At 72.7% G+C, this 19,187-nt stretch carries 12 protein-coding genes; 5 read left to right on the top strand and 7 right to left on the bottom strand.

All coding sequences use genetic code 11. The features are described from left to right. The first annotated feature begins 169 nt into the window (after positions 1 to 169). On the top strand, positions 170 to 1,327 hold the full coding sequence (locus EDD40_RS37530) for a M6 family metalloprotease domain-containing protein (RefSeq protein WP_123747081.1): 1,158 nt from the start codon (positions 170 to 172) through the stop codon (positions 1,325 to 1,327). A 3-nt stretch (positions 1,328 to 1,330) separates the two neighbouring features. On the opposite strand, the gene EDD40_RS37525 is transcribed toward EDD40_RS37530, so the two are convergent. After that, positions 1,331 to 2,224 (bottom strand): helix-turn-helix domain-containing protein, encoded by an 894-nt coding sequence (locus tag EDD40_RS37525; protein WP_123748574.1) that lies wholly within the window; start codon positions 2,222 to 2,224, stop codon positions 1,331 to 1,333. Between the two features lie 130 nt (positions 2,225 to 2,354). Here EDD40_RS37525 and EDD40_RS37520 point away from each other — a divergent pair, with 130 nt between their 5' ends. Continuing rightward, the gene (locus tag EDD40_RS37520) at positions 2,355 to 3,260 is read left to right on the top strand and encodes an oxidoreductase (RefSeq protein ID WP_123747080.1); all 906 of its coding nucleotides are present in this window, start codon (positions 2,355 to 2,357) and stop codon (positions 3,258 to 3,260) included. Between the two features lie 9 nt (positions 3,261 to 3,269). On the opposite strand, the gene EDD40_RS37515 is transcribed toward EDD40_RS37520, so the two are convergent. The 5 genes from EDD40_RS37515 to EDD40_RS37495 all read right to left on the bottom strand — a co-directional run bounded on the left by EDD40_RS37515 (position 3,270) and on the right by EDD40_RS37495 (position 13,372). Beyond that, a complete protein-coding gene (locus EDD40_RS37515) occupies positions 3,270 to 4,430 on the bottom strand; it encodes a cytochrome P450 (protein ID WP_123747079.1) in 1,161 nt (386 codons plus the stop codon). Positions 4,431 to 4,569: 139 nt separating this feature from the next. After that, positions 4,570 to 6,216, bottom strand: a complete 1,647-nt coding sequence (locus EDD40_RS44095; protein ID WP_246038385.1) for a ThuA domain-containing protein — start codon at positions 6,214 to 6,216, stop codon at positions 4,570 to 4,572. Between the two features lie 79 nt (positions 6,217 to 6,295). Continuing rightward, entirely contained in the window at positions 6,296 to 9,136 is a 2,841-nt protein-coding gene (locus EDD40_RS37505) for a PQQ-dependent sugar dehydrogenase (RefSeq protein WP_123747077.1), read from the bottom strand. 98 nt (positions 9,137 to 9,234) lie between these two features. Then, positions 9,235 to 11,631, bottom strand: a complete 2,397-nt coding sequence (locus EDD40_RS37500; RefSeq protein WP_123747076.1) for a ricin-type beta-trefoil lectin domain protein — start codon at positions 11,629 to 11,631, stop codon at positions 9,235 to 9,237. A gap of 283 nt (positions 11,632 to 11,914) precedes the next feature. Continuing rightward, positions 11,915 to 13,372, bottom strand: coding sequence for a glycoside hydrolase family 76 protein (locus EDD40_RS37495; RefSeq protein ID WP_342777805.1), 1,458 nt, complete (start codon positions 13,370 to 13,372; stop codon positions 11,915 to 11,917). Positions 13,373 to 13,783: 411 nt separating this feature from the next. Here EDD40_RS37495 and EDD40_RS37490 point away from each other — a divergent pair, with 411 nt between their 5' ends. From EDD40_RS37490 to EDD40_RS37480, 3 genes are all read left to right on the top strand, one after another. Beyond that, positions 13,784 to 14,887 (top strand): DUF3103 family protein, encoded by a 1,104-nt coding sequence (locus tag EDD40_RS37490; RefSeq protein WP_123747075.1) that lies wholly within the window; start codon positions 13,784 to 13,786, stop codon positions 14,885 to 14,887. A 480-nt stretch (positions 14,888 to 15,367) separates the two neighbouring features. Beyond that, a complete protein-coding gene (locus EDD40_RS37485; RefSeq protein WP_123747074.1) occupies positions 15,368 to 15,931 on the top strand; it encodes a papain-like cysteine protease family protein in 564 nt (187 codons plus the stop codon). A gap of 10 nt (positions 15,932 to 15,941) precedes the next feature. Next, positions 15,942 to 16,808, top strand: coding sequence for a hypothetical protein (locus tag EDD40_RS37480; protein ID WP_123747073.1), 867 nt, complete (start codon positions 15,942 to 15,944; stop codon positions 16,806 to 16,808). Positions 16,809 to 16,903: 95 nt separating this feature from the next. On the opposite strand, the gene EDD40_RS37475 is transcribed toward EDD40_RS37480, so the two are convergent. After that, on the bottom strand, positions 16,904 to 18,823 hold the full coding sequence (locus tag EDD40_RS37475; RefSeq protein ID WP_123747072.1) for a Calx-beta domain-containing protein: 1,920 nt from the start codon (positions 18,821 to 18,823) through the stop codon (positions 16,904 to 16,906). Between the last annotated feature and the right edge of the window lie 364 nt (positions 18,824 to 19,187).

Raw genomic sequence — 19,187 nt, 5'->3', positions numbered from 1 at the left:
CACGGTCGGCGACCGCTTCGCGGGCCGCGGTCACCGAGACGGGTGTCCGGGCGACGAGTCGGATGACGCCCCGCCGCCGAGGACCCACCCGCGACGTGGTCCCGGACTAGCGTTCAGCGCGTCCGACCGCGGGCGAGCGGCCCAGTGGTCCGCCGACAGGAGGTCGTCCATGACAGGCCACCGATTCCTCCTCGCCGCCGCGGTGGTGCTCGCCGCGATGGTGCTCCCCACCGGGACCGGACACGCCGACGTGCCCGCCGGCGCGTGCGCGCTGCCCGCGACCAACGCGCACCTGTCCGAGGGTGTGCCCAACCTCGCGGGATCGGCGCCGTCGCACGGCACGCTGCGGGCCACGATGCTCTTCGTCGACTTCCCCGACGCGCCGGCCACCGACTCGACCACGAGCCTGCGCGACCAGCTGCTGCCCGGCGGCCCGGACTGGTTCGCCACCAGCTCCTACGGCGGCCTGGCGCTGTCGGTCGACGCCGTCACCGCCCGCTTCCACCGGATGCCGCGCCCTTCCGCGGACTACGGCTGGCGGCGCGGCCTCACCGCCGAGGCCCACGCCCGCTACCTGAACGACGCGCTGGCCGCGGCCGGCCGGGCGGTGTCGTTCAGCGGCACGCACCTGCTCTACGTCGTGCCCACCCGTGCCGCGGGCGAGATCTCCTTCGCCGCCGCCTACCTGAACCCGCTCACCGCGCCCGACGGCACGGTGATCACCAGGTCGGTCACCTTCGGCCAGGACACGGCGCACTGGGGCGGCAAGGTCCTCAACCACGAGACCGGGCACGCACTCGGCCTGCCGGACCTGTACGGGTACAGCGGCGAGGTCCACCGGTTCGTCGGCGGCTGGGACCTGATGGGCCTGATCTCCGGGCCGGGCCCGGACCTCCTGGCCTGGCACAAGTGGAAGCTGAACTGGTTGCGCTACGACCAGATCGGCTGCGTGAGCGCGCCCGGCCGCTACCTCGACACGCTCGTCCCCGTCTCGGCGCCGGGAGGGCGCAAGGGCGTGGTGGTCCGGACCGGCGCCACCACCGTGCTGGTGGCCGAGGCGCGGTCGCGCGCCGGCCTCGACTCCGCCTCCTGCGCCACCGGTGTCCTGGTCTACTCCGTCGACACGGCGGTCGCGAGCGGCAACGGGCCCGTGCTGGTCGCGGACGCGCGACCGCGCTCGGGCGGCTGTGACGGGCACGAGTTGAACGACGCGCCGTTCGACGTGGGTGGCCGGTTCCACGACGCCAGGAGCAACACCACGATCGACGTCGTCGGCCGGGCCGGGGACGACTACCGGATCACGATCGCTCACGGCGTGGCCCCGTGAGACCTACCGCCCCGGCTGGGGGAAGCGCTCGTCGGCGTGCGCGGACCGGGTCGCGCGCAGTGATGCCAGGAGCCGCAGCCGGTCCGCGTCGGCGCTGCCCGGCTCGGCGGTGAAGACCAGCACGACCGGTCCGGGGTTGCCGGGCAGCGGGTAGGTGTCCCAGTCCAGGGCGATGTCGCCCACCCCGGGAACCCGGAAGGTCTTGGTCCCGCTGACCGACTCCCGCACGTCGTGCCGGGCCCAGAGGCGGCGGAACTCGGCGCTGCGGATGCTCAGCTCGCCGACGATCGCGGTGGCGCGGGGGTGGGTCGGGTCGGTGGCGACGGCGGCCCGCATCATGCCGATGCAGTCCAGGGCCTGTCGCTCCCAGTCCGGGCAGCTCCGCCGGCCGGTCAGGGCGTCGTCGAACAGCAGCAGCAGCATGTTGAGCCGGTCGGGCGGGTAACCGGTCGGGTCGCCGAGCAGCGCCTCCGCCATGGGGTTCCAGTCGAGCAGGTCCAGGTGCCTGCCGAGCACCACCGCCGGCGTGTCGGTCACCCGCAGCAGCCGACGCGTGCGGTCCGGCACCCGTTCCGGGCGGCGGTCCGCCCGGGCGGGCACCGGCCGGCGGGCGGCGCGGGCCAGGGTGAACAGGTGCCGGCGCTCCCCGTCGCCGAGGCCGAGCGCGCCGGCGATCGCCTCCAGGACGTCGTCGGACGGGCGCACCTCCCGGCCCTGCTCGATCCGCTGGTAGTAGTCGGTGCTCAGGCCGGCCAGCAGGGCCAGCTCCTCGCGCCGCAGGCCGGTGACCTTGCGCCAGCCGCCCGGTTCCAGGCCGACGTCGCGCGGGCGCAGCCGACCGCGCCGGGCGCGCAGGAAGTCGCCGAGCTCGCGGGCGTGGGGATGACGGCTGCTCATGACCACCAGTGTGTCGCCCCGCCGGGCGGCGAGGTAGGTCTCGCGGACCCAGGCAACCGGGACCGACCGAGCGGACCCGGACCACTCCTAACGTCGTCGGCGGAGCACACCGACACCCCAGGAGCAGCACATGACCGGATGGACCGCCGACCGCATCCCCGACCAGCACGGGCGGGTGGCCGTCGTGACCGGCGCGAACTCGGGCCTCGGCCTGGTGACCGCCACCGAGCTGGCCCGGCGCGGCGCCCACGTGGTGCTCGCCGTCCGCGACACCGCCGCCGGGGAGCGGGTGGCCCGCGGCATCGACGGCGACACCGAGGTGCGCGAGCTGGACCTGGCCTCGCTCGACTCGGTGCGCGCGTTCGCCGCCGGGCTGGTCGTCGACCACCCGGCGATCGACCTGCTGGTCAACAACGCCGGTGTGGTCCTGCTCGGCCCGCGCCGCACCTCGGCCGACGGCTTCGAGCTGCAGTTCGCCACGAACGTGCTGGGCCACTTCGCCCTGACCGGTCTGCTGCTCGACGCCCTGGCCGCCGCGCGGGCCGCACGGGTGGTCGGCCTGAGCTCGATCACCCACCGGAACGCGCACCTCGACTTCGACGACCTGCTGTTCGAGCGCGACTACCGGGCCGCCGCCGCGTACGGCAGGTCCAAGCTCGCCACCACGGTCCTCGGCGTCGAGCTGGACCGCCGCCTGCGCGCCGCCGGATCGCCGATCGTCGCCGTGCTGGCCCACCCCGGTCTCACCCGCACCAACCTGACCCCGCGCGCCTGGGAGCACCGCGGCCGGTCGGGGCGGCTGATCGCGCGCCTCGGCCTGCTCGCCACCCAGTCGGTCGAGCGGGGCGCGCTGCCGCAGTTGCGCGCCGCGACCGCGCCGGGGGTGCGGGGCGGCCAGTTCTTCGGGCCGTCGAGGTTCTGGGAGACCTCGGGCCCGGTCGCCGAAGCCCGGTTCAGCCGGGACGCGACGGACCCGGCCGTCGGCACGCGGCTCTGGGCGGCGGCCGAGCGGCTGACCGGTGTCGCCTACCTCTGAGGTCCGGGGTCAGCCGATCGCGACCTGCATGCCGCGCAGCTCGTACCCGGCGATCTCGTCCTTGAACGCGATGCGCGGCGGCCGGACCATCCGCACCCCGTCCGACGACATGAGCCGGCGCAGGAAGATGTCCGACTCCAGCATCGCGACGTGCGCGCCGGGGCACTTGTGCGGGCCGTCCCCGAAGGACAGGCCGGTCGAGCTGCCGCCGTCGGCCACCGGCCGGCCCGGGCACAGCGCCGAGGGCCGTTCGCCGACCACCCCGGGGTCGAGGTTGGCGTGGTCGAGCTGGACCCGGACCAGGGAGCCCGCCGGCACCGTGACCCCGTCCACCCGGACGTCCGCGGTGGTGCGGCGCTTCAGGTGCCCGATGACCGGTTCGAGGCGCAGCACCTCGTGCAGGAGCCGCAGCCGCTCCGGTTCCCCGGCGGCGAGGTACCGGGCGCGGAGGGCGTCGTCGGTGAACAGGTGCCACGCGGCCATCACGATGAACTCGCGCGTGGTGACCATGCCGGCGGCCGCGAAGGTCAGGCACTCCCCCAGGATCTCCGCCGACGTGAGGCCCTCGTCGAGCAGGTGCGAGATCAGGTCGTCCCGGCGGTGCGCCCGCCGCGCCCGCACCGCCGGCCGGACGTCGCCGAAGTAGATGGCCGACCAGCCCTTGAGCTGCCGCCACGTCCAGTAGAGGCCGTGCGGGCTGGTGAACCCCGGCTTGCCGAACTCCTCCGGGAAGAAGTAGTCCAGCCGCCGCTTGATGCCGGGCTTGCTCCCGGTCAGCCCGATCACCGCCGACGTGACGTCGATGACGAGCTGGAAGCCCAGGTCGGCGAGGTCGACCGCGCCCGCGCCGCGCAACCGCGCCACCTGCTCGTCGGCGACGCGTTCCATCACCGGGCGGTAGGCCTCGTCGACCCGCCGGGGTGTGAAGAACCGCGCCGTCTGCTTGCGGTGCTCGCGGTGCTCGGGTCCGTCGCGGTAGAGCACGGGGCGGCGGATCCGGCGCGGGAAGTTCTCGGTCGTCTCCACGCCCAGGCCCGCTTGCACCGTGTTGTGGTCGCGCAGGAACGCGCGGGCGGCCGCGTAGCCGTCGACCTGCCACGTCCCGTCCGGCTCCTGGTGGACGGGACACCCGGCGTCCGGCAGTCCCCGATCGACCTTGCGAGCGCTCACGACCGCCGAGCTTCCTCCCCCGCCCCAGGGCGGCGCAACCGGCGTGGTCGCGGGGGTGTCCCGCCGCGCGCGCGGCGGGACACCCCCGGTCGGGGCAGATCCCCGGTCGGAGCAGATCCCCGGTCGGGGCAGGTGCCGGTCAGGGCAGGGTCCACCTCTGGTTGGCCGCGCCGTTGCAGTCCCAGATGTGCAGCGCGGTGCCGTCGGCGGAGCTGTTGCCGGACGCGTCCAGGCAACGCCCGGACTGCGGGTTGCGCAGCGCGCCACCGGACTGCGCCGCCCACTGCTGCGCGCCGCTGCCGTTGCACGTCCACAGCTGCGTGAGCGTGCCGTTGGCCGTGCCGCCGGAGCGCACGTCGAGGCACTTGCCCAGCGCGCGGACCGTGCCGTCACCCGGCAGGGTCCACTGCTGCGCGTTCGTGCCGTTGCAGGTCCACAGCTGGATCTTCGTGCCGTCCGCGGTGCCCGCGTTGCTGACGTCGACGCACTTGCCGCCCAGGCCGGTGATCCGACCGGTGCGGGTGGCCGACAGCTCCTTGACCCGGATGTTGCGGAACGACACGTCGTCGCCGTCGCCGTGGTTCTGCAGGCCGAAGTGCCCCTGCTGGAGGCTGCGGGCCGGATCGGTGTTGGTGAAGTCGTTGATCTTCACTCCGTTGAGGAACACCTGCAGCCGCTCGCCCTCCACGAGCAGCTCGTAGGTGTTCCACTCGCCGGGCGGGTTGAGCGCGCCGTCGCGGGCGGCGATGTCGGCCGACTTGAAGGTGTACACCGCGCCGGTGGTCCGGTCGACCGCGTCGGTGGGGTCGATCTGGATCTCGTAGCCGTTGTTCACCGCCGACCACGGGTCGCTGCTGGCGGGGAACCCGATGAACACGCCGGAGTTGTCGTCGCCGGCCAGCTTCCAGTCCAGTTTCAGCGAGTACGACCGGAACTCCTTGGCCGAGTACCACAGCATGCCCATGCCGCCCCGCGAGGTGAGGGTGGCGTCGGCGACGGCGAAGCTGCCCGGACCGGCCTGGCTCCACCCGGTGGTGTCGGAGCCGTTGAACAGCGAGGTGTAGCCGGTCTCGGCGCGGCAGTCGGCCTTGGTCGTGCCGGCCGCGTAGCGGATGCCGCCGAGCAGGTGCGCGCGGAAGCCGGGCTCGGCGAAGGCCTGCTCGGTGTGGCCGCCGGCGGTGTACCAGGACCGGCCGCCCTGGTAGGTCTGGCACCAGGCGATCGGGTGGTCGCCCATGGTGCCGCCCGAGTAGGTGCCCTCGTCCAGGCGCGCGAGCACGTGCACGTTCGCCCGCGGGTTGGCCTGGAAGTTGTACCACTCGTCGGTCCGGACCCAGTCCGGGCCGAGGTGGGAGGTCGAGGCGTGGGCGCGGTCCTCGACCCGCACCGTCGCCTGCTGGATCGCCGGGTGGGAGTGGAAGTACCCGCCCACCACGCCGCCGTAGAACGGCCACTGGTACTCGGTGTCGGACGCGGCGTGCACGCCGACGTAGCCACCGCCGGCCCGCACGTAGGACTCGAAAGCGCCCTGCTGGGTGTCGTTGAGGACGTCACCGGTCGTGGACAGGAAGACCACGGCGCGGTACTGGGCCAGGTTCGCGCCGGTGAAGGCGCCCCCGTCCTCGGTCGCGTCGACGGTGAAGTTGTTCGCCGCGCCGAGATCCCGGATCGCCTGGATGCCGTTGGGGATGGACGAGTGCCGGAAACCCGCCGTCTTGGAGAAGACCAGCACCTTGTAGGAGGGGTCCGCGGCGGGCGCCGGGACGGGCGTCGCGGCGAGGACCATCACCGCCGTCGCGGTGATCGTCGACAGCACGGATCGCAGTCGGGACATCAGTTGCTCCTCGGTCGAGCGGTCGTCGTGGTCAGGGCCCGATCCACTTCTGGTTGGCGCCGCCGGTGCAGTCCCGGATGGTCAACGCGGTGCCGTCGGCGCTGCTGCCGCCCTCGGCGTCGAGGCAGCGCCCGGACTGCGGGTTCACCAGGGCGCCGTCCGGCTGCGCGGCCCACTGCTGGGCGCCGCTGCCGTTGCACGTCCACAGCTGGGTGGCCGTGCCGTTCGCCGTGCCGCCCGACCGCACGTCGAGGCACTTGCCCAGCGCGCGCAGCGACCGGTCGGCCGCCGCGGTCCACTGCTGCGCGGTGGTGCCGTTGCAGGTGTACAGCTGGATCTTCGTGCCGTCGGCGGTGGCCGCGCCGCTGACGTCGACGCACTTGCCGCCGACGCCGGTGATCCGGCCGGTGCGGGCGCCGGTGGCGAAGGTGAAGTCGTCGACGTCGAACAACGCGCCCGTGCCGCCCTTGAACACCAGGTAGAGGGTGGTGGTGCCGGCGGGCCGGTTGGTCAGGGCCGCGCTGACGTCGGTGAAGGTGTCCCAGCCGCCGGTCACCGGCACGGTCGCCGAGCCGAGCAGGGCGCCGGTCACGGACCCGGCCCGCACCTCGATGACGCCGCCCGCGCCCGCCGAGGACACCCGCGCGGTGATCGACGTCGCGTCGGCCAGCACGTAGGGCTGGAACGCGATCCAGTCGCCGTTGTGGATGTCGCCGACCGTCTTGCCGCCGTGCGCGGCGGCCTTGTCGAAGACCGCCACGCCACCGGCCGAGCCGTGGTGCTCGGCCTGCCTGGTCTTCGGCTGGGTGACGTGCTGGGTGTGGGTGGTGGCACCGGCGCGGTCGGTGTACTCCGCGTCCCAGACGCCGAAGATGTTGGCGTTGGGGTCGTGCTCGCCGTCCTGGGGTGTCTGGACGGTGCCCGAGCAGCCGGTGGCCTCGGTCAGCTTGTGGCCGTGCGAGTCGTGCCCGAGGATGTAGCTGAGCTTGACCTTCGTGCAGTCGACCGCGCCGTCCTCGGGGTCGGTCACGGTGATCCGGAACGGCACCGCGTCGCCGAAGTCGAACAGCTGCCCGTTCTGCGGCAGGTGCAGCGTGACGGTCGGGGCCGTGTTGCCGACGGTGACCTGCACGCTCGCCGTGGCCGTCCGGCCGGTGGCGTCGGTGACGGTGAGGGTGGCGGTGTAGACGCCGTTGGCCGAGTAGGTGTGCTGCGGGTTGGCCGCCGTCGACGTGCCGCCGTCGCCGAACTTCCACGCGAACGTGATGGCGTCGCCGTCCGGGTCGGACGAGCCGGCCGACGAGAAGGTCACCGCCAGGGGCGCCTGGCCGGAGGTCTTGTCCGCGGCGGCCTTGGCGATCGGCGCGAGACCGCCGGTCGCGTACTCGATGCGGTACAGCGCCGAGTTCGCGTCACCGGCGAACCAGCCCGTGCCGTAATCCAGCACGTACAGGGCGCCGTCCGGGCCGAACGCCGAGTCCATCACCTGCGTGCCGGTCCAGGGGAAGGCGGCGATCGCGCCCGGCGTGCCGTTGGCGTTGACCGTGATGTCCTTGATCCAGCGGCGGCCGAACTCGGTGGCGAAGAAGTGCCCGTCGTAGGACTGCGGGAACTTCACCGCCGAGTTCAGGCCGGCGTCGTAGCGGTAGACCGGGCCGCCCATCGGCGACTCGCTGCCGCAGCCGAGCTCGGCCACCGAGCAGTTGTCGTACTTGATCCAGGCCGCCTTCGCGGCGGGCAGCGCGGGCAGGCCGGTGTTGCGCGGCGAGTTGTTCGTCGGCCCGCCCGCGCAGTTGTACTTGGCCCCGGAGACGCCGGTGGCGAAGTTGTGGTCGTTGTAGGTCTCGTCGGCGGTGTTCGAGCCCGTGCAGTACGGCCAGCCGTAGAAGCCGGGGCCGGTGATGCGGTTGAACTCGACCTGGCCCGCCGGGCCGCGGGTGGCGCTGGTCGACCCCGCGTCCGGGCCGTAGTCACCGAGGTAGACGACGCCGGTCGCCTTGTCCACGTTGAACCGGAACGGGTTGCGGAAGCCCATGGCGTAGATCTCGGCCCGGGTGCCCGCCGTGCCGGGCGCGAACATGTTGCCCGCGGGCACGGAGTAGCCGCCGTCCGCGTTGACCTTGATCCGCAGGAGCTTGCCGCGCAGGTCGTTCGTGTTGCCCGCGCTGCGCTGGGCGTCGAAGGCCGGGTTGCGGTTGGCGCGCTCGTCGAGCGGGCTGTAGCCGTCGGAGGCGAACGGGTTGGTGTCGTCGCCGGTGCTCAGGTAGAGGTTGCCCGCGGCGTCGAAGTCGATGTCGCCGCCGACGTGGCAGCACGTGCCGCGGCTGGCGGGCACGTCGAGGACCACCTTCTCGCCGGCGGTGTTCAGCGTGCCGTCGGCGTTGAGCACGAAGCGGGACAGCCGGTTGACCCCGTTCCAGGCGGAGAAGTCGGTCCCGTCGGAGGGCGCGTCGCCGGCCGGCGTCGACAGCGGCGGGGCGTAGTAGAGGAACAGGTGGCGGTTGGTGGCGAAGTTCGGGTCGGCGGCGATGCCCTGCAAGCCCTCCTCGTCGTGGGCGTAGACGGTGAGCTTCCCGGCCACCTTGGTGTTGCCGGCGGCGTCGGTGAGCCGGACCGTGCCGTCCCGGGAGGTGTGCAGGACCGACCGGTCGGGCAGCACGGTCATGGAGATCGGCTCGCCCATCTCGGCGGCGCCCTTGGCCAGCGTGACCTGTTGGAACGAGGGCGCCGGCGCGGCTCGCGGCGCCGAGTGGCCCCGCAGCTCGGGTGCTTGGGCGACGGCGGTCGTCGGTACGGCGGTCTGGACCGCGGCGGCCACCAGGAGCAGGGCGGCGGCGCCGAGGCCGGTGCGGGTTCGCGCGGATCTTGCCATGGTGATGTCGTCCTCCCGGACTTCACTGCCTGGGCGTGGGGCTGGGGGGTGGTCCGCCGGCCGGCAGGGCGACCGGCGGACCCGTGGCGTCCCTGCGCTCAGGGAAGGACCCACTTCTGGTTGGCGACGTCGAGGCAGTCCCAGATGTGCAGCGCGGTGCCGTCGGCGGAGTTGTTGCCCGCCACGTCCAGGCAGCGCCCGGACCGCGGGTTGCGCAGCGAGCCGTCGGGCTGCGCGACCCACTGCTGGGCGCCGGTCCCGTTGCACGTCCACAGCTGGGTGACGGTGCCGTTCGCCCTGCCGCCCTGCTGCACGTCCAGGCACTTGCCCAGCGCCCGGACCGTCCCGTCGGTCGCCACCGTCCACTGCTGGGCGGCGGTGCCGTTGCACGTCCACAGCTGGACCTTCGTGCCCTCGGCCGTGCCACCGTCGCTGATGTCCGCGCACTTCGCGGCCAGGCCCTTGATCGGCCCGGTGCGGGCGGTGGCGCCCGGCTTGGCGTTGAGCGTGTACCAGGCCTCCGTGCTCCACAACGACTTGCCGGACTCGGAGGTGAACGGCCGGGGCGAGCGCAGGTGCACCACGTGCCCGCTCTGCAGGCCGGAGAGCAGGACGGTGACCTTCTTGCGGTCCGCGGACGGCGTCGCCGACTGCACGGTCACCGTCTGCTGGCCGATCTTCGGCCCGCCGTAGGCCGAGGTCGGCAGGTAGCGCCACTGCGTGGCCCGGTACTTGCCCGCGAGGCCCTGCACCGTCTGGGCGGACAGCGGCTGGGTGTACTCCAGCTCGAAGCCGCCCTGGACCGCCCGCATGGCGACGATGTCGAACGCCTCCGCGCCGTTGGGCGTCAGCTTCTGCAGGCCGAAGTTCAGCTTGCCCGCCTGGCCCCAGTTGCCACCCGCGCCGATGCCGCCGGTGTAGATCGCGCCGTCGGGGCCGAGGCTGATCCGGTTCACGCCCGATTCGAGCCCTTGCGTCAGGCGGAACACCGCGCCCTGGTACTCGCCGCCGACCTTCTCCAGGAAGCCGCGCTGCAAGCCGCCGTAGGTCACGTCGCCGAAGACCACCTGCCCGGCGAACGGTCCCGTGGTCAGCTGCACCGGGTTGCTCGGCGAGTTCGCGATCTCGTTCTGCGGCAGCCACAGCACCGGTGACGTGATGGCGCGGTTGTCGAACGGGCCGGCCGGGTTCGTGTAGTGGTTGAAGAACCGGTCCTGCTTGATGTGCACCAGCTTCGACGACGGCAGCCAGCCGCCCTGGTTGTCGGTGACGAAGATGTCGCCTTCAGGGCCCCAGCCGATGCCGTGGGGCGTGCGCAGCCCGCCGGCGAGGTAGGTGACGGCGCCGGTGGCCTTGTCCACCTTGATCGTGGTGCCGCGGTTGGCCGCGGGCTGGGGATCGGTCGTGGCGCCGCCGTAGTCGATGGCCACCGACAGGTTCAGGTAGAACGCGCCGTCCCGGTACAGCATCCCGAACGCGAACTCGTGGAAGTTGCCGCCGAACGGCCAGGTCGCGACGCGGCGGTAGTCGTCGGTCACCCCGTCGCCGTTGGTGTCGTTCAGCTCGGTGAGCCCGACCTTCTCCGACACGTACAGCTTGCCGTCGACGTACTTGAGCCCCATCGGCTCCTGGAGCCCGGAGGCGATCCGCTGCGTGCGGACCTTCGTGGGGTCGGTGGCGCCGGTGACCCCGCTGATCAGGTGCACCTCGCCCAGCTTGGTGTTCGAGCCGCCCCAGGTGGCGATGGCCAGCCTGCCGTCCGGCAGCCAGTCCATGCCGCTGACCTGCGGCTCGAACCCGCTCGGGCGCAGGTTGGTCAGGGAGTAGGCGGGGTGCACGGAGGTCAGCGGCAGGCCGTCGCCCGCCGCGTCGCCGCCGCCCTCGCACTCCTTGCGGCCCGGCGCGGTCACCCGGACCACGCCCGCGTCGGTGCTGAGCGCGGAGTTCGGCACGACGCTGAACCCGGTCGCGCCGGGCGGCTGCCACTCCAGGGTGAGCTGCTGGCCGCCGCCGTTGTCGAAGTGGTCGATCCGCAGGGCGTGGTAGCCGGCCCCGAGCTGGACCGAGCCGCTCTTCGACTCGCTGCCGTGCAGCCCGTCGTGGTCGACCACCACCGCGTTGTCGATCCGCAGCCGGGAACCGTCGTCACTGGTGAGGCGGAAGGTGTGGGTGCCGGCGGTGGTGACGTTGACGTTGCCCGTCACCTCGGACAGGAACCGGTCGCCGAGGCCGAAGTCCCCGGTGGTGGTCCAGTCGACCGACGGCATGAGCTTGTCGACGTTCGGCGTCTGGCCGGTTTTGAGGACGCACAGCCGGGCGAGCTCGGTCTGCATGTCGAAGACCCTGAGCGTCACCCCGGGTTCCTGGGGAGGGGGTGCCGCCGCTGCGGCGCGCGCGGACGAGGAGACGGACAGGGACGCGGCCGTGACGAGGGCGATCGAGGCGAGGGAGCCGGTGGCGCGCAGCCACCGGATGCGACGGGCAGGGGACGACATCGGGCGTTCTCCCTTGAGCTAAGCCGGTGAGCAGGGGACTCGACTCGGCAAGGGGTCGGGGGCAGGGAGCCCTGGGAGCCGGCGTGTTAGCCAGGTCACATCCGGCCAGGTGACGGTAAGGCGACTTTTGTACAGAGTCAACGAAAGACCGTACGAAAAATACGAAAGTAGTGCCAATGCTTGCGCAACTACCGGCGTTCGGCCGCAGCCGATGGTCGGTCAGGCGCACCGGGGCCGTCCGCCGACCCCGGTGCGCGGTCATCCGGGCCGACGCCCGGACCGGTCAGCCGGCGGCGTTCATCAGGTCCACCGCGCTGTGCTGGCGCGCCGCGTCGCTGCGCTGGAACGGCCCCGCCCACGGCTGGTCGTAGGAGTCGCTGCTGGACCGGTCCCGCGCGTGGGCGGTGTCCGCCTGCCTCTTGAGGTAGGCGGTGTACGGGCGGTCGGACAACGCCCGGTTCAGCTGGCCGAGCCCGCGCGCGAAGGCGCCCTTGAACGACGGGACGTCGCCACCGCCGCCGTTGTCGAACACGATCCCGCCGGGGTTGAGCGCGGCGTTCGTCGTCGAGGCGTCGGCCAGCACGCGCGCCCTGGCGAGGTACGCCTGGTCACCCGTGGCGCGGTGCAGCTCGGTCAACGCGGCCAGCGGCACGCCCTGGTTGTAGCTCCACGGCGTCTGGCCGTTGTTGCGGCACGTGGACGTGACGAGCCCGTCGTTGACCAGGTTCGACCCGTTGACCATCCCACTGCCCTCGAACCACCGCCAGCCGTCCCGGGCGCGCTGCACGTAGGTCGTCTCGCCGGGCAACCGGTTGTGCAACGCGGCGTTGAGCTGGACGTACAGCGAGTTGGCGATGGCGTTCTTGTAGGTCCGGCTCGACGTCCACCAGATGCCGCCGCCGCACGTCTGGTCCCAGTAGCGGTGGATGTGGTCGGCGCCGACGCGGGCGGTGTCGAGGTAGCGGCGGTCGCCGGTCAGGTCGTAGGCGGCGATCCACGCCAGGCCCCACCACGCGACGTCGTCGTTGTACTCGTTGACGAAGTTGCCGCTCCAGGCGGTCCGGTTGAGGTCGTAGGTGCGCGCGATGGCGTACCGGTAGCTGCCCATGCCGCTCACCCGCGCGTTGTCGATGATCGCGTTGAGCGCGTTGGCGGCGTTCCACCAGCCGGTGGTGTCGAACAGACCCGTGCCCAGGTTGTACCGCTGCATCAGGGCGGTGGCCGCCGCGGTGGCGCGGTTCCCGGCGTTCCAGGTGGTGCGGTACCAGCTCGTGCAGGCGATGGACGACGACCCGGCCGGTTGGCCGCAGGCGCGCAGCAGCCCGACGCCGAGGTTCGCCCAGTCGTCCACGTTGTGCATGGACGTGCGCCAGCCGCCGTAGCCCGCCGGCGTCGTGGTCGAACCGAGCTTGGGCTGCCAGGTCGCCCCCGCGTCGTAGGAGCGGTCGAGCCAGACCGCGTCGCCCTGGCCGCCACCGGAGATGACCGCCCAGCCCATGGTCTCGGTGCTGTCGAAGTGCAGCGCGACCCGGCGGGTGCCGGCGGGCACGGCCTGGGCGACGCGCTCCCCCGCCGAGAGGGCGGGGTCGCGCCCGTCGCAGTGGAGGTTGCAGACCGGCGCCAGGGCGGTCGGCCGGGGCGCGGTCGCCGGCCGGGTCGGCGACCGGTGCGCGCCGGGGGGCAGGGCGGGGTCGCGGTCGTCGCAGTAGCTGTCGCAGACGGCGGTCGCCGACGGCGGCACGGTCGCCGGATCCGGTGACGCGGTGGTGGAGGGTGCCGGTAAGGCCACAAAGGACAGAAGCAGGGCTGCGTGAACCACGGTGTTCAGCACAGGACCTCCCCAACGGGAGTGAGCGGCCGACAGGGGTGTGAGAACGCTCTCACGTCGAGGCTAGGACCGGCCTTCACGCAGCGTCAACACAGCGCACCGGACAGACTCGGGCCGAGCACCCACCGCCTCGTCCCGGCCTTTCCCGGTGCGAACCCGTCCATCCACAGTGGACTCACCTTGCCGCGCAGGTGGCAACCCGGGACGCGGGGGGCGACGGCATCGGGGTTTCCCATTGACAACGGGCGGTGCGAGTACGTGTAATTCTTTCATATGTCACTCTGCCCACCTGTCCCTGCACGCAGAGTAAAGGTAGGTTCGGCCATGTCCTTGTCGCACCCCACCCGATTACTGGTCTCGACGATCGGCGCCCTCGCGGTCACCGCCGGCCTGGTGACCGCGCCGGCCCACGCCGCGCCCGCCGCGACCACCGCACCCGCGGACTCCGTCGCCGCGGTCACCGACCGGATCGCCGCCCGGCTGGCGGGCGAGTTCGCCGACGACGCCCGGCGGGCCGGCGTGCTGTCCGCCTCGACCGACCCCGTGCCCCTGGCGCGCGCCGCCGGGGACACCGCGCTCGGCCGGGCCGTGCGCGACGCCGACCGGGAGGTCCTGACCGCCAAGGGGCTGCCGCAGGACGGCACGTCCCTGCTCACCGTCCGCCTCGCGCACGCCGACATGGCCGCCGCGCTGCGCCGGGGTGCCACGCCGCTGATCGCGTCGTCGCCCGCCGACGACGCGCCGACGACCGTGACGGCCTACGACCGCGCCGGCCGGCGGATCGCGCTGGCCGCCGACCGCGTGCCGGCGCGTCCGGTGTACCTGGTCGAGGTCGACACCGCGACCGCGCTGGCCAAGGGCACGGAGGTGCTGCGCTCGACCCTGTCGCACCGCGGCCTGTCCCCCGCCGCGGCACGCGCGGCCGTCACGCCCGCCTCGGGCTACTGGGCCACGCAGCTCACGTCGATCCGCCTGGACGACGACCACGAGCCGTGGCACAAGGGCGACGCGGAGATCTTCACGATCACCGCCGGGTTCGGCCTCGACGGCAAGGTCAAGGTCGACACCGCCCAGCTCCCCTACCTGGACGACGACGGCAAGACCTACTACCCCAACCAGCTCCTGGTCCACTTCTCCGACTACAAGTACGACCTCGCCGACATCGTCATGATGGAGGAGGACGGCGGCACCAACTACCGCGACCTCGCCCTGGCCCTCACCCAGGCGCTGCTGACCATCATCGACGGCGGCGCGTACATCCCGCTGGTCAACGCGATCATCAACGCCCTGCCGGACGGCTGGTGGACCGACGACCCGGACTACGTCGACTCCTGGTACACCCTGTCGACGACCACCAGCGGCACCCTGCGCGGCGCGGCGGGCAACGGCACGATGACCGTCGTCCCCTACTGGGTCGCCCCGCTGTAGCGCGCTCGCGCGGGCGAACCGCTCCCGCACGGCGCGGCGGCCGTTCCCCTCGTTAGCTGGATCGAGTGACACCGACAACCGCGCACGACCGCCGCGCGCCGGCCCGGCGACGAACCGCTCCCGGTTCGTCGCCGGGCCGGCGCCGGTGACCGGGTCCGGCCGCGTTCACCTCACCGTGTCCGCACCGCGCTCGCGGTCCCGTCGCCGAGTGGCGGACGGTCACGTCCCGACGGGTGACGACACTGCAAAGAGTGCGGCTCTGCGGCCATCGGTGGGACGGGACGGGGAAGGCCTCGGCGAACCGAGTCGATCTCCGATGATCCTCCGCGACGCCCTCCGGACCCCCGGTTCCGCGCCGGACGCCGATCTTCACTCCGACGAGCGTAATCCCGCGTTCCCCCTGTGTGGCAACGACATTTCGCGCTGTCATGTCCATGCAGAGCGCCCGGCACCCGTCGTGCGCAGGGGAAGGGCAGGAAGATGGGCAGATTCAGGTTCGCGACCGCCGCGTCCGCCATCGCGCTGGCGGTCTGCGGGTTGCCGGTGGCCGCCGCGGGCGCCGCTCAGGCGGAAGCCGGGTACGACGACATCGCCATGTACAAGCAGGAGAAGACCCAGTGGTGCTGGGCCGCGTCCGGCCTGACCATCGCCAAGTACCAGGGCTACGGCAGCACGCAGACGGACTTCTGCAACCGGGCGCAGCCCTACTACGGCTGCAACAACCAGCCCGCCACGCTGGAGGACATGGCCAGGGCCTGGGGCAGCCTCGGCATGGCGCACACCGGTTCGGGCCTGAACAGCGCGGCGTCGTTCAACCAGGTCTACACCGACGTCAAGGCGGCCCGGCCGCTCGGCGCGCGCATCGGGTGGAACTCCGGCGGCGGCCACATGAACGTGGTCTACGGCTTCGACACCTCGAACACCACCATCGCCGTGGCCGACCCGTGGCCGGACACGACCACCTACACGTGGTGGAACTACAACGACTACGTCAGCAACAGCTCGTTCAAGTGGACCCACTCCCGGATCGGCATCTCCCGTTAAGGCAGGCGACATGCGCGAAACACCGACGTCCGGCGGACGGGCGGCCGCACGCCTCTCCCGCCTGGCCACCGCCCTGGCGCTGGGCGCGTCCGCGCTCCTGTGCGTCACCGGCCCCGCCCACGCGGCGCCGGCCCATGACCCGAGCGCCGTGGACATCCCCGACTACCAGGCCGCCCTCGCGGCGGTGAAGTCGCAGGCCGTGCTCAACGCCGTCTGCCGCTTCCTGAGCGCGCCGGTGCCCCAGGGCGGGTCCGACACGCCGCAGGCGATCCCCGACAAGGCCGCGCCGTGCGAGGGCCTGCCGGCCTTCACGGTCAAGGACCCGTTGGCGGTCAGCGAGATCACCCCGGGTTTCGTCGCCGGCACGGCGAAGCCCATCCCCACCGAGGCGGTCAAGCTGAGCCACCTGGTGTCGTCGCTGAGCATCAGCGTCAACAACCGCCAGGCCACCGTCATGCTCGCACCCACCCAGGGCGGGGGTTGGCACCTGGCGGCGGTGCGCGAGGGCGACAGCGACGCCGTGTACGCCGGCAAGGCCGAGCCCGGGGGTCTGGTGTTCGCCGAACCGCAGATCCGGGCCTGGTACCAGCTGACGCTGCTCACCGTCACGCCGCTCAACGACCAGGCGCGGCAAGGGCTGAACGGCCGGGCGTCGATGTCGCTGAGCGACTACCAGAAGCAGGTCAAGGCTCGTTACGCCGACAAGCAGACCGGGTCGGAGTACGACACCAAGGGCTTCTCCAGCGGCTACGGCAGCGCGGGTGAGGAGCCGGAGTCGTCATCCGCGCCGCTGGTCGTCGGCGGCTCGAGCGCGGCGCTCGTGCTCGCGGGCGGCGTGCTCCTCCTCCGCCGCCGGCGGCGCGACCCCGTCGACTGAGCCAGGCCGCGTTCGCCTCCACCGTCTCGCTGTCGGAGGACGGGCCGTCGCACGGGTAGGTGCGGCGGCCCGTCCTGTTCCGGCTCGAACGCCCGTCAACCGGTGCAGGGGTTGCCGTTCGGGTGGGCGCCGGTGCCGTGGACGTCGGCGTGCGCCTCACCGATGACCACGTCGGCGAGCACGGTGTCCAGCACCACGGCGCGCTGGGTCACCGAGGTCGCCGTGGTCTCGGTGCTGTTGAGCCTCAGCGAGCCGATCAGCAGCGGGATGGTCAGCGGCGCGGAGCCGACGGTCGTCGACACCCCGTTGATCTTGAGCGAGGCGATGGTCGAGCCACCCGAGAACCGCGGCGCGAGGCCGCCGCCGCTCGGCGCGCACCGGGCCGAGGCCTCGGCCTGGACCACGCCCAGCTCGATGGTCAGGCCGAGGGTGCTGATGGTGGTCGTGTCGACCTTGGCCTTCGCGGTGGCGTCGTCGCCGGCGGCCGGCGGCGCCGAGGTGAGGTCGTCCGGCGTCTGGTCGGTGGTGGCGGACAGCACCTCGGCGCCGACCGTCAGCGCGCCGGCGTTCAGGCCGACCTGCGCCAGCGCCTCGGCGTCGTCCACGCACGGCACGTCGGCCGGGTTGGCCACCACCGGCTCGATGCCGACCACGTTCACGGCGCTCGCCCGGCAGGAGAACACCCCGTCGCGGTCGTCGTCGCGGATCGTGCCCACGCCCACCGCGTCGGTGATCGCCGCGCCGCCGGCCGCGGCCAGGGTCACGGTGAAGGTCTCGTCCAGCTCGTCCACGGTGTCGCCGACGACGGGGACGGTCACCGGTTTGGCGGTCTCGCCCGGCGCGAACGTCACCGTGCCCGCGGTCGCCGAGTAGTCCCCCGGCGCGACCGCGGTGCCGTCGGCGGTGGCGAAGTCCACCGTGACCGGGCTGGGGCTCGGCCGGTCGAGGCTGACCGTGAAGGTGGCGGGTGTGGTGCCCGCGTCGCCCTCGGTGACGGCCACGTCGTCGATCGACAGGCCGGGCACGTGCACGGTGTTCTGCTCGACGAAGCCGCGCGAGGCGCCGTCGACCAGGAAGTCGACCGTGCAGTGGTAGGTGCCGGCCGGCGTGCCCGGGTCCACCGCGATGGTCTCGGTGAACGCGGCGACGTCACCGCTGTCCACGGTTCGGCTCGCGGGCGCGAACCCGAGGGTCAGCTGCGGGTCGCAGGCGGTGATCGTGGGCGTGACGGTGACCTGCACGGCTCGGATGCCGTCCAGGATGGCCTGCGCGACCTGGTCGGACGGGACGTTGTTCAGCAGCACGCCGCCGGTCGCGGCCACGATGGCGGTGGCTTGGCCGCCGGCGTCGAGCCCACCGCCGGCCGGACCCACGTTGACCGCGACGACGCGGATGTCCGCGGCCTGGAGCGCGGCGATGGCGTCGGCCAGGGTGTGGCCCTGGCTGGGGTCGTGGGAGGGCGCGTCGCCGAACCACGCCACGATCCGGGTGCCGTCGGGGCGGAACGCGATGGCGCCGCTACCGATCTCGAACAGGGCGTTGATGGCGGCTTCGGGGAGGTCGCCGCCGCCGCCGGCGACCCAGGCGTTGATCCCGTCCTGCACGGCGGCGGGGTCGCCGGTGAGGTTCTGGTCGACCCGGAACGCGAACGCGTCCCCCGCGTCGCGGTACTCCGCCACCGCGAACCGCGCGGTCGGCTGCGCGTCGAGCACCGCGCTCGTGACGGCGCCCGCGTTGTTCCGGACGTCGGTGATGGCACCGCCCATGCTCCCGGTGGTGTCCGCCAGGAACACCAGGTCGGGGTTGGGCGGGATCGCCGGGGTGGTGACCGTCTTGGCCACGGTGGTGCTCGCGCCGGGGCCGAGGGTGACGACGACGTCGACCGGGTCGACCTGGGCCGCCGCCTGCGGCGCCGCGACGACCACCGCCGTCGCGGCCCACAACGTCAGGGCGGCCGTGGCCGCCGCCGCGGATCTCCGCAGCGCCGAGCGGCGCCGCCTGCCGGACTGGGACATGAATCCTCCCGATGAAGGTTGGTTCGCACGACGCGCCAAGGGGTGCGGCGGGGTGTCGGGCACTGACCGGCACCAGCGGGCGCGGCAAACGTCAATGCGTCGAAATCCGACGAGCGAAATGCATCGCCCCGTCCTGGAAACGTCACTGGGATCATCGTCGCCGCGATGACTTCGACCAATCCGCCACCGGCGGGACACCGAAAATCGGGTCACGACACTGGCGGTGCCTTCATTGGTGCCGGCAGGTGACGCGCACCGCTGTTCGCGGTCACGCCCGGCCTACACCCGCGGTATTCGTCGATCGATTTCCCGCGGCGCGCCGATCGACGAATACCGGGTGCTCGGCGCAGCCGCGAGCGGGCCA

The sequence above is a fragment of the Saccharothrix texasensis genome, from assembly GCF_003752005.1.
Lineage (GTDB): Bacteria > Actinomycetota > Actinomycetes > Mycobacteriales > Pseudonocardiaceae > Actinosynnema > Actinosynnema texasense.
Note: the sequence above shows the minus strand (reverse complement) of the source record. Positions and strands in the feature narration are given on the sequence as shown.